Source organism: candidate division WOR-3 bacterium, from assembly GCA_039802005.1.
In the GTDB taxonomy this organism is placed as follows: Bacteria; Hydrothermota; Tepidihabitantia; order SM23-42; family JAOAFX01; genus JAOAFX01.
The window spans coordinates 1-16,279 of sequence record JBDRVV010000043.1 but is presented as its reverse complement, the minus strand read 5'-3'; the positions used below and the strand labels follow the sequence as shown (position 1 = coordinate 16,279).

The 16,279-nt window shown below is 38.9% G+C and carries 15 protein-coding genes; 10 read left to right on the top strand and 5 right to left on the bottom strand.

Annotation, left to right across the window (positions count from 1 at the left end; all coding sequences use genetic code 11):
- From ABIL69_10795 to ABIL69_10775, 5 genes are all read right to left on the bottom strand, one after another.
- On the bottom strand, positions 1–1,298 hold a 1,298-nt coding region (locus ABIL69_10795), incomplete at its 3' end, for a sodium/proton-translocating pyrophosphatase (protein MEO0124474.1).
- Positions 1,299–1,383: 85 nt separating this feature from the next.
- Entirely contained in the window at positions 1,384–2,415 is a 1,032-nt protein-coding gene (locus tag ABIL69_10790; protein ID MEO0124473.1) for a type IV pilus twitching motility protein PilT, read from the bottom strand.
- Positions 2,412–3,005 carry a hypothetical protein gene (locus tag ABIL69_10785; GenBank protein ID MEO0124472.1) on the bottom strand — a complete coding sequence of 198 codons (594 nt, stop codon included), beginning with the start codon at positions 3,003–3,005 and terminating at the stop codon, positions 2,412–2,414. Before ABIL69_10785 ends, ABIL69_10790 begins: the two co-directional genes overlap by 4 nt.
- Before the next feature lie 7 nt (positions 3,006–3,012).
- Positions 3,013–3,372 carry a response regulator gene (locus ABIL69_10780; protein MEO0124471.1) on the bottom strand — a complete coding sequence of 120 codons (360 nt, stop codon included), beginning with the start codon at positions 3,370–3,372 and terminating at the stop codon, positions 3,013–3,015.
- Complete coding sequence (locus ABIL69_10775) at positions 3,373–4,947, bottom strand: ATP-binding protein (GenBank protein MEO0124470.1); 1,575 nt, start codon at positions 4,945–4,947, stop codon at positions 3,373–3,375.
- Positions 4,948–5,244: 297 nt separating this feature from the next.
- On the opposite strand from ABIL69_10775, the gene ABIL69_10770 reads away from it, so the two are divergent.
- From ABIL69_10770 to ABIL69_10725, 10 genes are all read left to right on the top strand, one after another.
- The gene (locus ABIL69_10770; protein ID MEO0124469.1) at positions 5,245–6,612 is read left to right on the top strand and encodes an RsmB/NOP family class I SAM-dependent RNA methyltransferase; all 1,368 of its coding nucleotides are present in this window, start codon (positions 5,245–5,247) and stop codon (positions 6,610–6,612) included.
- 38 nt (positions 6,613–6,650) lie between these two features.
- On the top strand, positions 6,651–8,678 hold the full coding sequence (gene fusA, locus ABIL69_10765; protein MEO0124468.1) for an elongation factor G: 2,028 nt from the start codon (positions 6,651–6,653) through the stop codon (positions 8,676–8,678).
- Complete coding sequence (locus tag ABIL69_10760; protein MEO0124467.1) at positions 8,678–10,348, top strand: formate--tetrahydrofolate ligase; 1,671 nt, start codon at positions 8,678–8,680, stop codon at positions 10,346–10,348. The genes fusA and ABIL69_10760 overlap by 1 nt, the downstream gene beginning before the upstream one ends.
- Before the next feature lie 169 nt (positions 10,349–10,517).
- Complete coding sequence (locus ABIL69_10755; GenBank protein ID MEO0124466.1) at positions 10,518–11,105, top strand: hypothetical protein; 588 nt, start codon at positions 10,518–10,520, stop codon at positions 11,103–11,105.
- On the top strand, positions 11,102–11,701 hold the full coding sequence (locus ABIL69_10750) for a TlpA disulfide reductase family protein (GenBank protein MEO0124465.1): 600 nt from the start codon (positions 11,102–11,104) through the stop codon (positions 11,699–11,701). The genes ABIL69_10755 and ABIL69_10750 overlap by 4 nt, the downstream gene beginning before the upstream one ends.
- A 4-nt stretch (positions 11,702–11,705) precedes the next feature.
- On the top strand, positions 11,706–13,304 hold the full coding sequence (locus tag ABIL69_10745; protein ID MEO0124464.1) for a DUF6029 family protein: 1,599 nt from the start codon (positions 11,706–11,708) through the stop codon (positions 13,302–13,304).
- Between the two features lie 158 nt (positions 13,305–13,462).
- Positions 13,463–13,603: a hypothetical protein gene (locus tag ABIL69_10740; protein ID MEO0124463.1), complete on the top strand. Its 141-nt coding sequence runs from the start codon at positions 13,463–13,465 to the stop codon at positions 13,601–13,603.
- A complete protein-coding gene (locus ABIL69_10735; GenBank protein ID MEO0124462.1) occupies positions 13,600–14,394 on the top strand; it encodes a 4Fe-4S binding protein in 795 nt (264 codons plus the stop codon). Before ABIL69_10740 ends, ABIL69_10735 begins: the two co-directional genes overlap by 4 nt.
- A complete protein-coding gene (locus ABIL69_10730) occupies positions 14,381–15,952 on the top strand; it encodes an FAD-dependent oxidoreductase (GenBank protein MEO0124461.1) in 1,572 nt (523 codons plus the stop codon). The genes ABIL69_10735 and ABIL69_10730 overlap by 14 nt, the downstream gene beginning before the upstream one ends.
- Positions 15,952–16,279 (top strand): GAF domain-containing protein (locus ABIL69_10725; protein MEO0124460.1); only part of this gene is annotated, 328 nt, incomplete at its 3' end. The genes ABIL69_10730 and ABIL69_10725, both read left to right, overlap by 1 nt.

Sequence of the window (16,279 nt, the reverse complement as noted above, 5' to 3'; positions counted from 1 at the left end):
GTGGCAAGGGTAATACCAAGGGTTGAGAGCATTCCTACAGCGGCAAGGGAGACACCGAATAACCCCAAATTCGGGCTGTGCATCCCCCCGCTTAAATAATATGCACATAAGACCGCTACTACAACCGCAATCACTGCGGGTGCAGTGGAGAGCATTCCTACGCTAATGCCATTGAGAATCACGGTTGCCGGACCGGTCTTTGAACTATCTGATATACTCCGAGTCGGTGAATAATTATCCGAAGTAAAAAATTCAGTATTAAATCCAATAAATACACCCGCGGCAAGTCCGGCAAGGATCGCCCAGTATAATCCGAAATGATCAGGAAGGAGATATTTTATCACAATCGCGGAAATTATTGCAATCAAAATACTTGAACTCCATATTCCGCGACGCAAGGCAGTCAATAATGCGGCCTGGGTTGCATCTTCTTTTGTACTCACCAGAAATGTGCCAATGATTGAGCAGAGCACACCAACCGTTGCCATCACCTGCGGGACAACCACACCTTGAATGCCGAGACCTGCAGCGACCGCCAGTGCCATTGTGGCAATGATTGAACCTACATAGGATTCATAAAGGTCGGCGCCCATGCCTGCCACATCACCAACATTATCACCCACATTGTCCGCAATGACTGCAGGATTGCGCGGGTCATCTTCAGGAATTCCTGCCTCAACCTTACCTACCAAATCCGCACCAACATCAGCCGCCTTGGTGAATATGCCACCACCAACACGGGCAAATAATGCCTGGAAAGATGCACCCATTCCAAAGCATATCATTGTTGATGTAATGTTTTGTATCTTCTGCGCCTCGGGTAGATTTCTATAGATCCAGTTCAATAATACAAACCAGATGCTCAGATCTAATAGGCTCAAGCCCACGACGACAAACCCCATTACACCACCAGCGGCAAATGCCACCCTTAGACCACTGTTCAAACTCTGTCTTGCTGCATTGGCAGTGCGCGCTGAAGAATTCGTCGCCTGTGTAAGTCCAATGAATCCAGATAATCCTGAAAAGAAACCACCGGTTATAAATGCAAATGGAACATAAATTGGAAGCATACGATTCAATGCTATGATCAATAAGATTACAAAGACTACAGCAAAAAAGATTGTAACAACGCCATATTGTCTTTTTATATATGCCCTTGCCCCTTCCCTTACTGCCCGGGCAATCTCACGCATCAGTTCAGTCCCTTCATCAAATTTTCTTACACTCAAAGAAAGATACCATGCAAATAAAAGCGCCAGCACTGAACCAACAGGCGTAAGCCAGAATAATGGATGCATCTGACCTCCTTTTAATAAAAAATTTTTATATTATAAGGCTAAATTTAGAAAAATCAAGTGGGAAACAGGATTATGATATTAAGAACTAATAGAGGGTGAGTCTTTCTTTTAAATATTCAGGCGCAAGTTTTCCGTCGGCGACGAGTTTTCTTTTTGATTGCTCCATATCCTGCATACCAAATTGTTTGCCTGTCTGAATTACTGATTCGATTTGATAGACCTTTTGTTCGCGAATCAAATTGCGCACCGCCTGGGTGGCAATCAAAATCTCAAAGGCGGCAACCCTGCCAGGCTGGTCTCTTCTTGGATAAAGCCTCTGGGCAATCACGCCCTGTAATGATTCGGATAATTGAACTCTTATGCGGTCCTGCTGGTCCGCGGGAAAGACATCAATTACCCTTGTCACAGTCTTTGATGCACTTGAGGTATGTAATGTCCCAAATACCAGATGGCCAGTCTCGGCTGCGGTAAGGGCAAGGCTTATTGTTTCTAAATCACGCATTTCACCGACCAGGATATAATCAGGGTCTTCTCTTAATGCACTTCTCAGGGCATTGCTGAATGAATGGGTATCAGAACCCACTTCTCTCTGATTTACAATACAATTTTTAGATTTATGGATAAACTCAATGGGGTCTTCAATCGTTATTATATGACCGTCTTTATTGGTATTGATATAGTCTATCATTGCCGCCAGGGTCGTTGATTTACCGCTTCCGGTGGGCCCGGTGACGAGTATCAAACCATAGTCAAGATCTATCAATTCTTGTAAGACTTTGGGAAGTCCAAGTTCTTCCATTGTTGGGATTTGTTGTGGTATAACCCTGAATACCGCACCTAAGCCCTGCCGCTGATGGAAGATGTTTACCCGGAAACGACCGATATCCGGGATATGGAGTGAAAAATCAATCTCTCTTTCTTTTTCCAAAATTGCCTTCTGCTCTTCGTTTAATATATCATAGACCAGTTTGCGAATCAACTCCGGATTTGCATCATTGTCACTCAATTTTTTCATTGAACCATGGATTCTGGTCATAATTGGTGAGCCTGCACTGAGATGCAAGTCGCTTGCCTTTGATTCAACTGTATGCTTGAGTAATTTTTTGATCTCGGTCATAATTCTTCTTTCTTTTCGGAACTTATATATTTTATTGTAATGTTTCCAACTATTTTATAGTTTTTTATTTTGCCGCTTTCATCAATAAATTCAATAATAGCCCCATCTTTTGAGATATTTATATTAATGTCGCCGATAAAATTTTCTTCACCTATTATTTTCTCGGATTGCTCGGCAAGGAAGAATTTATCTAAAAGTTGTATAATTTTTTCAGGCTCAGAAGCGGATAAAACGACCTCTTTCTTTGTAAATTCTTTTATTTTTTCAATACCTTCTTTTTCGGTAGGATTCCCGATTGCGATATACAGTTTGCCCTCTATTTCATACAATGGAATGGCACAGTATTTATATAGCAATTTTTCAGGAAAAGAAAGAATAAGTTTGCTGTCAAGCATTTCCGGTTTTAACTCAATAAACGGAATGGATGCCTGCTCACTTAAAAGCCAGATAAGGTCACGTGGGTTTAAATATCCTAATTCAATCAATATTTCACCTATTTTCTTTTTGCTTTTTTCTTGTATTTTTAATGCCTCATTTAGCTGTTCTTCATTGATAATGCCACTTCTTATTAATAATTCGCCGATGCGCATTATATCTTTATACCCCTATCAATTCAAAAACCTTTGCTTTTAGCTCTTTAATTTCAATTGGTTTTGTTATAAATGCGGCCACTCCAGAAGTTTTAACGACAATATCATCTTCAAGTAGTTTATAGGCTGAACATATCACTATTGGTATATCTTTATTTCTTTCCCTTATTCGTTCAATTACCTCAAACCCGTGTGTTCCAGGCATTTTGATATCGGTAATGAGCAGGTCAAACTTTTCTTTGGTTATGTGTTTTATCGCCTCTTTTCCGTTATCGCATAATACAACTTCATAATCATCGTTTAATACCTCTTTTAATAAAACTCTTATTGGCTCTTCATCATCCAAAACAAGTATTTTTTTCTTCATCTAAACCTCCTTCCAGACAGGAAGATAGATTGATATCTTTGTCCCCTGTCCGAGTTTACTCTGTATTTCAATCTTACCTTTATGGTCATCAACAATTTTTTTTACAATCGCCAGTCCCAACCCAGTGCCTCTGGGTTTGGTTGTAAAAAATGGTGTGAAGATATTTTTTAAATCTTTTTCATCAATGCCTTTGCCATTATCAATGACATGGGTAATTAAATAATCGTTCTGTTTTTCAAATTTAATCCTTATCAAACCACTTTCCTCCATTGCCTCTACGCTGTTTGTTATAAGATTAACAAAAAGACGACGAAGTGATTCTTCTTCACCCTGAACAATTGATTCACCATTTTCTTCAAATATTGCTTTTACATTTATGGTTTTTATTATCTCGTTCATTAAGTCTTTTAAATCTACCTTTTTAAATTCCATTTTTCTGGAACGGGCAAAAGTGAGAATATCATCAATGATATGATTTATCCGTTGGGTGCCTTTGCGAATCTCTTCAATATACATTTTAATCTTATCTTTATCGCTGGCATTCATCAACAATTGGGCGAAGCCATCAATGGAGGTCAAGGGATTGCGAATCTCATGGGCTACCCAGCTTGCCATCTTACCGAGATAAGAAAGTCTTTCGTTTTGTTTTACCTTTTCTTCAAGTTTTCTAATTTCAGATAAGTCCTTGAATATGAGCACGCAACCTGATATTTCTTTGTTCTGTGTTTCAAGTAATGAAATATTAAAACCGATAGGGATAATATCACCATTTTTATTTAAAATTTCTACCTCATCACGAATTATTGGTTTTCCTGTTTTTATTGCCTGTTCAATTTTTTGCCATAAATTTTCTGTGCCACTGATACTTTTTATATTAAACTCAAGCAGTTCTTCTTTTTTGTAACCAAATACCCTTTCCGCCTCAGGATTTAATGTGGTAATCACACCATCCTTTTTTACCACCATTATTCCGCTTGCCACACTATTTATAATCCTTTCGTTATATAGTCTTAATTCAACCTCACGCGCGGTTATCCGTTCCACTTCCTTTTTTAATTCAATATTGAATTTTTCAAGTTCTTCTTTTTTTCTCAATTCCCTTCGGGTAGATTCTGCCCAGTAACTACTCACCAGTGATATTACAAATAAAAATGGTATTCTAATTAAAAATCTTGAGTCCAGAAAAGAAATATCAGGGTATTCGCGATGAATAAGCCAGGCGTAGATAACACTGGCAACGATTGAAATAAAAATACTACCGTTCACACTCTGACTCACTGAGGATATAAATATTGCAAGAAAATAAATTAGATAAAAATCGGTCTGAACTCCTTCGGTCAAATATATCGCAAGTGAGATTATGATGATGTCAAATAAAAATGATAAAAATGAAAACCAGGGTCTACCTATAATTTTCTCAGGCAGTCGGCTAAAAATAAGACTGATTATAAAATAAATTAGGGCTACTGTATACCCGGGTTCTCCAAAATGGAGTCCTTTCTTTGAATAAGTCATCACCAGTATCGTCGTTAGTATCAAAATGAATCTAAGGAAGGCGAGTTTATTTTTTTCCATATAATCCCTCAACATAGTATAATCAATCTCCCCTTTTTGTCAATGATATCTGCATTTCGTTATTATTGTGTTCAATCAGAGGGAAAACTCTGCGGGCCAAAATAGGTTGAAAAGGTCTCATTATCACTCCTGATATTTTTATAAAGCAAAATCCGTGCCTGAATAATAGAAGGAATTTCATAGGTTTTTTGCAATCTCATGTTTCAATATTGAACAGATGTGCAGGATAGGAACAGAATATTATCATAAATTATTTTATATTTCTTGACTTATAGTAATAATTCCGTATAATCCCATATGAATATTCTAAATATTTATTCAAGATATGAAAAAATAATCCCGGATTTTAAGGAATTTACCGATTTTTTGAACAAACCCCAGAGAATATCGGTCAGATTGAATACTTTGAAGGCTAAGAAAGAAGTCATTCTTAGTTTATTAAAAGATTTTAACCTTAAACCATTAAATTTTTTAAATGATGCCTATGTGATAGAAACTGGCCATGGTATTGGGAATCACTTCACCCATCAGCTGGGTTTCATATATGTCCAGGAAATTGCTTCTATGATTCCGGTAGTTGTCCTTGAACCGAAACCAGATGATGTAGTCCTTGACCTTTGTGCCTCACCCGGTTCAAAAACGACACAGATTGCACAATTAATGGGTAATAAAGGTTTAATCGTTGCCAATGAGATTGATTATAAAAGGGTTTCAAGTCTAATACATAATGTAAAAAAATGTGGTCTATTGAATGAAGTTTTGATTTCAATCCCCGGAGAGAAGGTTGGAGATGTCCTGCCCAATTATTTTGATAAGATACTCATTGATGCCCCCTGTTCTGCAGAGGGAACGATAAGAAAGTCAAAAAAGGTTTTATATCACTGGGGTATTAAAAATATCCAGAAAATGGCACGAATTCAGAAAGGATTGATTGTTTCTGCATTCAGGGCATTAAAACCGGGTGGAACTATGGTCTATTCTACCTGCACGATTGCACCCGAAGAAAACGAAGGGGTGATTGATTATCTTTTAAAAAAATTCCCGGAGGCTGAAATACTGTCCATAAACATCCCACATTTCAAATTTCGTGAAGGTGTATTATCCTGGGAAAAAGAGCATTTTGATATAAGGGTTAAGAACTGCGTTAGAATTTTACCCCAGGACAATGATACTGCACCATTCTTTATTGCCCGAATAACCAAACGGGGTGTACCACAATTAAGACCCGGCTATCATGGAAAGATTGAATATCAAAATAAAGTTATTGAATTATTTTCAAGGCAATATGATATAACGAATATTAGGTTCAATGACTATGCTGTTTTTCAGAGACAGGATAAATATTTTATTTCAACCCCCGAAGCCTATGCCTTCATTGAGATATCAGGGATAAGGAAAGGACTTGAAGTTGGTAGGATTTATGGCACAAGTCTCAAACCAGACAATGATTTTGTTCAGATATTCGGACCTGGTGCAAAGAAGAATGCTGTTGAAGTCAAAGAATGGGAACTGAAAAAAATATTGCGGGGTGAGAGTATAAAAAGGCCGAACAGTTTTGATGAGTTTGTGATAATCACATATAAGAATATACCGCTGAGTGTCGGACATGCAAATAAAGATGAAATAAAATCCACTGTGAAGCCATCAAGAAGAATAAAAGAATAACACTTGAATGAAGATGATATTCTATGTATAATAATGCTATGCAAGACCTTAAGTTAATCAGAAATATAGGACTTGCTGCCCATATTGATGCAGGCAAAACTACGACAACAGAAAGAATATTATTTTATACAGGAAAGATAAGAAAGATTGGTGAGGTTGATGAAGGGTCAGCAACAATGGACTGGATGCCCCAGGAGAGAGAAAGGGGGATTACAATAACTGCAGCCGCAACAACAGTTTACTGGAAGAACCACAGGATAAATATCATTGATACACCGGGTCATGTTGATTTCACAATAGAAGTTGAAAGGTCAATGAAAGTCCTTGATGGTCTGATTGCGATATTTTGTGCAGTCGGTGGAGTCCAGCCCCAGAGTGAGACTGTCTGGCGCCAAGCAGACCGATATCGGGTGCCGAGAATTGCCTTTGTCAATAAAATGGACCGGCTTGGTGCAGATTTTTATCGGGTAATTAAACAAATGAAAGATAAACTTTCCCTTAAACCCGTTATTCTCCAGATTCCAATAGGTGCTGAAGATAGATTTAAAGGTGTGATTGATATAATTGAACAGAAGGCAATCTATTGGGACGATGAGGAAGGCATACATTATCACAGTGAATCAGTTCCACAGGAATATCAGGAGGAGATAAAACAATTACGCACCGAATTGCTGGAAATACTCGCAGAATATGATGAAGACCTATTTGAAAGTTACTTCTCCGATATTCCAATAAGTATAGAAAAAATAAAGGAAGTTTTAAGAAAGGGAATATTGAATCTACATTTCTTTCCAGTTTTATGCGGTAGTGCCCTGCGTAATCGTGGCGTACAACCCCTGATAGATGCAGTCCTTGATTATCTTCCTTCGCCCGTTGATTTACCACCAGTAAAAGGTGAAAATCCAGAGACCGGGAAATGGGAGACCAGGGAGCCATCAATTGATGCACCATTTTCGGCACTTCTCTTTAAGACCCAGACCGACCCGCATCTCGGACTGCTATATTACATTCGTGTATATTCAGGGACAATAAATACGGGTGACAAAGTCAAAGTATTTCCACCGGATCGGGTTGATAGAATTGGTAGAATGTATCTAATGCATGCAAATAAAAGAGATGAAGTTCAGCAATTGGGTGTAGGGGAGATCGGCGTTATCACCGGCATTCGTGAATCAAAAACTGGTTATACATTGTGTGATCCAAAACATCCTATTACCTTCGAACCAATACAGTTTCCTGAACCTGTGATATTTGTTTCCCTGGAGCCGAAAACAAAAATGGATGATGAAAAACTTGATAATGCCCTTAAGTATCTGCAGGTGGAAGACCCTACATTCAGGGTAAAGATTGATGAGGAGACAGGACAGCGCATAATATCAGGAATGGGAGAACTCCATCTTGATATAATTACTGATAGGTTAAAAAGGGAGTATGGGGTTGATTGCTATGTGAGCAAACCGCAGGTCTCTTACCGTGAGACAATAACCCAACCTGCAATCGCTGAAGGAAGATTTATAAAACAGACCGGCGGTAAGGGTCAATATGGTGTAGTAAAACTCCAGTTAAGTCCATTGAATAAAGAGGGGATTGTTATTAATAATAAGATCAAAGAAGGCACCATTCCAAAACAATTCATTCCTGCTATTGAAAAGGGCATAAAAGAACAATGTGAGACGGGGATTTATATGGGCTATCCGATTGTAAATATTGAGGTGAATATCATTGATGGCTCATACCATCCAGTTGATTCATCTGAACTTTCATTCCAGGTTGCTGCGCAACTTGCAATGCGTGAGGCATTTATGAATGGAAAACCTATTTTACTTGAACCGGTAATGTCCCTGGAAATAGTAGTTCCTGAAGATTATCTTGGTGATGTGCTTAATGACCTTAATTCTCGTAAGGCTCAGATATTAAATATTGAGACAAACAAAAAAGAAAAAATCATCACCGCCACACTTACCCTCGCAAAATCATTTGGTTATGCAACCGATTTAAGGTCCGTAACCCAGGGTAGAGGAATTTATACAATGCAATTCTCTCATTATGCACCAAAAGAGGATTGATGGAATCAGACATTGAGATTGCACGTAAGACAAAACTATTGCATATTTCAGAGATAACGAAGAAATTGAATATCCCGGATGAACTTGTTTTGCCTTTTGGACATTATAAAGCGAAGATTTCCTTAAAATTTTTTGAGCAGATAAAAGACAACCCTGATGGCAAATTAATTTTGGTAAGTGCAATTACACCTACAGCTTACGGCGAAGGTAAGACAACCGCAGCAATCGGATTGAGTATGGCAATCAATCGTTTGGGTAAAAGTTCAATCGTCACCCTGCGTGAACCTTCTTTAGGACCGGTTTTTGGAATAAAAGGTGGTGCAGCAGGCGGCGGTTATGCCCAGGTCTTACCAATGGAAGATATAAATCTCCATTTTACCGGTGATATCCATTCGGTATCTTCTGCTCACAATCTTCTCTCTGCTGTGCTGGATAATCATATACATTTTGGAAATCAACTCCAGATAGATGAGCGAGAAATTCTTTTTCCAAGAACAATGGATATGAATGACCGTGCTTTAAGAAATATAGTTGTAGGACTGGGTGGAAAGGCAAACGGACCGGCAAGGGAAGATGGATTTATAATAACCGCGGCAAGTGAAGTGATGGCGATACTTGGATTATCAACTTCAATCAAGGAATTAAAAGAGAGACTATGCAAAATACTTGTGGCATTTGATATGGCTGGAAATCCTGTTTTTGCTGAGCAACTTGGCGTCTGCGGCGCAATGACAGTTTTATTAAAGGATGCGATAAAACCGAATCTGGTTCAAACTATTGAACACACACCTGCCTTTATCCACATTGGGCCTTTCGCCAATATCGCCTATGGGACCTGCAGTTTAATTTCAATGAAAATCGCGCTTAAACTCTGTGACTATGTTGTTACCGAGGCTGGTTTTGGTACGGACCTTGGCGCAGAAAAGTTTTTTAATATTGTATGCAGGGTCGGTGGTCTTAGGGTTAACGCTGGAGTCGTAGTAGCGACAATCAGGGCTTTAAAATTGCATGGTGGCGCAGATGAAAAAAATCTAAAAACAGGAACGATTGAGCATCTAAAAAAAGGATTACCAAATTTGAAGAAACATATTGAAAATATAAGAAAATTTAATATACCTGTAGTTGTTGGTTTAAATATTTTTGCTGATGATACACCAGAAGAAATTGAAATTGTAAAATCTTTTTGTTACGAAAACAGCACACCCTGTGTTGAAATAGAAGTATTTACTAAAGGAAGCGAAGGCGCCGTAGAACTTGCAATGGAAGTAATGAAGGCGTCCGAAAATTTTCAAGCCGCTCAAACTTATTTGTATGATTTAGAAGATCCTATAGAAAGGAAAATAGAAAAGGTTGCTTTTCAAATTTATGGTGCAGAAAAAGTAATATATACTCCGAAGGCAGAAAAGGATATAAAGCGGCTGGAGAAACTTGGTTTTGATAAATTGCCGGTTTGTATTGCCAAGACTAATCGATCATTGAGTGACGACCCGAAGTTATACGGTGTACCCGAGAAATTTAAAATAACAATAACTGAAATAAAGGTTTCATCGGGTGCAGGTTTTTTGGTTCCCCTTGCCGGTGAGATAAATCTTATGCCTGGTCTGGCAAAAAATCCCAATGCAATAAAGATTGATATTGATGAGCAGGGCAGAATAATGGGTCTTTCTTAAAATATTGACTTATTGGGGTTTTTGTGTATAATTTCAAACTATGAAAAAACTAATCCTAATTCCATTATTATTTGTTTTTTGTTCTGATGCACCAAAGGTTAAATTTCCTGAACCTACAAGCAGGACAGTGCTGGCTGAGTTGTTTACTGAGGATGCCTGAGGTTTCTGTATGCTCGCGGAGCGGGCATTGATTGATAGCGTGGCGAATAATACAGGAGATACCTTGGTCGTTGTCTGTTATCATATTCACGGACCATATACGATACCAAAGGCACAAGAGCGTAAGGATTTTTATAATACCGGATTTAATGTCCCCTTTGTCGTCTTTGATGGAGATGATGCAGTATTCGAACCGATGCCAGAAAAATATGCTGGTGTTTACAGGGAACATTACCAAATCGCACGGACAAAGATACCTTATTATAACCTCAGCATTGACAGTGCATTTACCGAGCCATCTAATGCCTTTTTTAATTTAAAGATAGTGGCCGCAGATACAATCCCACAGGGGCAGATAAAGGGATTTATTGCCGTTACTGAAGACAGCCTGCCGGGTGCCTACACAACACTTTATCGGGTATGTCGGGCATTATACGAATTTCCTGTAGACCTTGAGTATCCGGACAGCCTTACCCAGCACTTTGAATTCAACCATAACATCCCTGCTTCAAAATTGCGGGCAACCGTTTTTATTCAAAATATGGATACAAAAGAAATAATGCAAACAATATCAACAAAATTTGAGGAGGCAAAATGAAACAAGATAATCGCAGTATCACTTCGTTTGCAGTATCATCCCGAAAAAGAAATCGGGATTTGCAGTATCGCCCGTGGATTGCTTTGTGTATTTTATTTGTTTTTGTCTTTGCACATGCCCAGGAAAAAGAATTACCCAATGCACCTGATTTTACCTTACAGGATGTGGATGGTAATACTGTCTGCCTTGATTCTTTGCTGAAGAAGGGACCGGTCTTTATGAGTTTCTGGGCATTATGGTGTAAGATGTGTATAAAAGAGCTTGATGCACTTAAACCATATTATGATGAATTTGATTCCCTTGGATTGCAGATGCTGGCAATCAGTCAGGATAAGGCAAGGGCAGTTCCAAAGGTAAAGCCATTTGCATTGAGCCATAAATGGAAATATGTGGTTGTCCTTGATCCAGATAATATAATGCGCGACCTTTACAATGTTCAGGCAATGCCCACGAGTTTTATTATTAACCAGGAAAAGAAAATCGTATTTGTACATCAAGGATACAAGCCGGGCGACGAAGAGATAATTGTTGAGAAAGTCCGCTGTCTTGCGGGTAAAAACTGCAAGGGTGATTGTAAAGGCAAATGTCATGAGTAAAGTTATGAAATCCACACAGATGATAATTGACAAATTCCAAATATCAAATTTCAAAAAAGAAGGTAGTTTAAAGGTTAGGGTTGGGACGCTGGTAATTTTTATTTTACTAATATCTATTACTTCCCCCAGCAGTTTTGCCCAGGATCTTCGTATTACTGGTTCCAACCGTGCTGAATACTGGCTCTTTGTTGATTCAAGGCTTGATTCGGCAAATTATAAAGACCATATAACCGAAAAATTGAAACTATCACTCGATTACAAAGATATAACCCTGCGTGGGATATTTTTCTTCTGGGACCCTTCTTTGCATTCACTTGATAAACTTTATTATATTGATTATGCCGCCCAGTATAAAAAAGACCCGGTAAATATCATGTATGGTAGATATTACATGACATTCGGCAGGGGTCTATGTTTAAATCAATTTCTTGACGAAGATTTTAACAACGATAATTCGCTATATGGTTTAAAGGCAGAATTGAATGGGTTTAAAAGCCAGCTGACTCTAATAACCGGCAAACCACGGAACATCTTTTTTGAAGAACTGCAATATACAATAAAGAATGATACTACCGATAAAGTTCGTGGTGCAAATCTGGAGACAAGGATCTTAAACTTTAATAACCCCTGGGGATTGAACACGAGTATCGGTGGTAGGTATGTAAGGATTCATAAAACGAACGACTTAACGCCCAAGGCATTCACTGAATTATTCGGTGGCAATATCAATTTGAAACTCGGACCCTGGGAAAATTATTTTGAATACGCCCAGCACCTGGGAACTATTCCAAAGGTGGGTGGTAGATTAAAGGGTGATGGATATCTATTTACTACTGGATTGTCCTTATCAGGATTTGGTATCTCACTCCAGTATATTGATTATAAAGACCTTGGTTTTGGTGGCGCAGAATATCGTTATAACGAGCCACCCACACCGATTAAATCTGGTATATCAGTAAACCGGGGTGTTGACGAGGTTGGTTATGGTGTAGCCATTGTCGCATCACCATTTGATTTTTTATCGGTTGAGATTGATAACAATAAGGTTTCAACCCACAATAAGAATTTAAGCAGATTTGAAGAGCTCTTTTATCTAAAAGAAAATATGGGTGGCGTATTAGAACAAGGAGCAAAGGCAATAACCCATCCCACTGAATTGTCAGAAATTAGTTTCGGGGTCGACCATATAATCAAACAAAAGATCGAATTGCCGGTTCAGAAAAAAACCGAGACCAAGCCGTATCTTGAATTACAGTATGATTTTGGCACATTCTTTGTTGAGGCCGGACTTGAGCAGACAATGGTGACGAGTGATACAAGTGATTATACAGATAGGGCAGCATCAATATCCATTGGTAAACCAGAAAGGTTTGTTTTAACCCTGCGCGCCGAAAAGAGAGATCGCGTTCCTACATGGCTAATAGAAAAATTAGGTGAAGAAACATTCTGGCCTATGCTGGAGTTGAGCCTTGATTTGACGACAAGGCATAATTTGAGATTAAGAATCGGTGGTGAAAAAGGTGGACTTGTCTGCTCCGGTGGGGTGTGCAGGTTTGAAGAACCATTCCGCGGTGTAAAGGCAGTTTTGACCAGCATCTTTTGATGAATAAAAAGAATATCCAATTCCCACATTCCAAATTCAAAATCCTTGTCATAAAGCAGAATTCAGTTTTTAAGAACAGAATGTTTTTAACAATTAGGATTTAGAGATTGTTTGGTAATTGGTGCTTGGGTTTTGGGATTTAATAGATAGGGGGTGATATGAAACGGTTTATTTTGATTATTGTTTTGCTTGTCGTTTTTATTGCGGGAATAATTTATGGCGGCAAGGTTGGTGACTTTACCGAGACCGAGAGTGTGGCATCGGTGATGTGCCTTTCCTGTATGGGGTTGCAACAATGAAGTTAAAGCGAGTTATCCAGTTTATTGCCTCAGCGATCACCCTGGGTAATTATCCGGCAATATGGCAGGGCGGAATATATCAGGGACCATTAAAACAGGGCTGTGTGCCCATATTGAATTGCTGGGGATGTCCTCTATCACTTTTTTCCTGCCCAATCGGTGGGTTACAGCACTTTTTCAATCTCCATTTAATCCCATTCTATATCGCCAGCTTTTTCGGAGCGGTGGGCACATTGGTTGGAAGAATGGCGTGTGGCTGGCTATGTCCTTTTGGATTGTTCCAGGATTTGCTTTACAAGTTAAAAACATTCAAGATGCGCCTGCCAAAAGCCTTTAGTTATTTAAAATATGGGGTCCTGGTGATTGTTGCAGGAATTATTGCCTGGATCAGTGGTGAACCCTGGTTCTGCAAAATGTGCCCTGCAGGAATAATTGAGGCAGGAATTCCGCTTGTAATGGCTGATAAAACCGGCGATATCAAGGCGCTTGTGGGCTGGCTATTCTGGATAAAGATGGCGATACTTGTCCTTGTGATACAGTTCTCTATATATATTAAAAGATTTTTCTGCAGGACCTTTTGTCCGGTTGGTGCCATATATTCAATATTCAACAGGTTCAGCCTATTTCGATTACAGGTCAATAAAACAAAATGTATTGATTGTGATTCGTGTAAGGCAGTCTGTCCGATGGATGTACCAATACATACTTCTCAATACAATATTGATTGTATCAGATGTCTTGATTGTGTAAAAAAGTGTCCAACAAAGGCGATAACCTATGGAACGAAATAATAATAAATTAATTTCAGCAATTATCTCAATATTTATCGTTGGTGGCGGTCAGATATATTCCAAGCGTATTCTGACTGGTATAATGTTTATAATCTTCTTTTATGGTTCAATCCTGGTGACAAAGATTCTCTGGATTAAACTCACAATTGGTTTCTGGCTATTACTCGGTTCCTGGATTCTGTTCTGGCTTTTTAATATCTATGATGCATATCGTGGTGAAACATTTTATGCACCGCCCTGTGAGAAAAACTGTCCTGCAGGTATTGCACCCTGGTATTATATCAATCTGATTGTGAGCAATAAAAACAAATATCCATTCGTTCCGTTTTTCAAAATTCTTGGAATGATCTGCCCGGCGCCTTGTGAGGATAATTGTACCAGAAGGGGTATTGATGAACCAATAGCGATTGGTTACCTCAAGCATGCAGTTGAAACTGAAGAACCATCAGCCCCGATAAAAAAGAGAAAGGAAAAGATTGCGATAATCGGTGCGGGTCCTTGCGGTTTGACTGCCGCCTATGAACTGGGCAGAAAGGGTTATCAGGTGTTGGTATTTGAGAAAGAAAAATATCCTGGTGGAGTGTTGAGTATGTACATCCCGGAATTCCGTCTTCCCCGTGCAATTGTTGACGAAGAGATTGAATTGCTTAAAAAGGCGGGATTTGAAATAAAGACCAATATTGAGGTGGGTAAGGATATTAATCTGGCTGAGTTGATAACTGAATATAATGCAATATTCATTTCCACCGGTGCCGGCAAATCAGAAAAGCTACATATTGAAGGTGAAGAATCAGCGCTGGGTGGACTTGATGTTTTATACCGGATAAAAAATGGAGAGGCGATTAAATTGGGCAAGGTTGCTGTGATTGGCGGCGGTAATACCGCATTTGATGTAGCACGGAGTCTATTGCGCTGCGGAAATGATGTAGCAATATATTATCGTCGTGGCATAGAAGATATGCCTGCAGAAAAAGAAAACAAGATTGAGGCAGAAGAAGAGGGAATAAAAATTTATCCTTATACTACACCGGTTCGTATAAAAAACAATAAAGTAGTAATGGCAAAGACCCGAGCACCAGAAGGTAGAAAGGGTAGAGTTGAGATAGTTGCTAATTCTGAGTTTGAGATTGAAGTTGACAAAGTCGTTTCTGCAATTGGCCAGGTTCCATCTACTGATTTTTTGAGTGACTATATTAATCTTGATGATAGATGTAGAATCATTACGAAAAATGGCAGGGCAGGTAATTCAAAGATATTTGCCGGTGGCGATGCGGTGAGAGGTCCACAGACCCTTGCCCATGCAGTGGGTGATGGCTTGAGAATTGCCCGGATGATTGATAAATATTTAAATGGTGGATTATTCGGTCAAATGACTGGTTTAATGCCTTCTAATCCTGTTTACTGGCAGGTACTTAGCATACCTCGGATAAAAATCCCCCACCGGCCGGTTGCCGAGCGTATCAAAGATTTTAAATTGGTTGAGCAAACTCCATCAAAAGAAGATTTAAAAAACGAAGCAAAACGATGCCTTGTCTGTCCATTAAGATATAGACCATAGTGGATAAAAAAGAGATTTTTGATTTACTTTTGCAAAAGATTACTGACATTGTTGAAGGTAATGCTGATTCAAAAGAAAAGTTGTTTAAAATCTGTGAACTTTTAAAAGAAAATGTTCCATACTACAATTGGGTAGGATTCTATATTGCGGATAATGCAAAAAAAGAATTGTATCTCGGTCCTTTTGTCGGCGAACCAACCGAACATACAAAAATCCCTTTTGGCAGGGGAATCTGTGGTCAGGCAGCAGCAAGAAAAGAGACATTTGTTGTTCAGGATGTTTCAAAAGAGACGAATTACCTTTCCTGCAGTGTGAAGGTAAAATCAG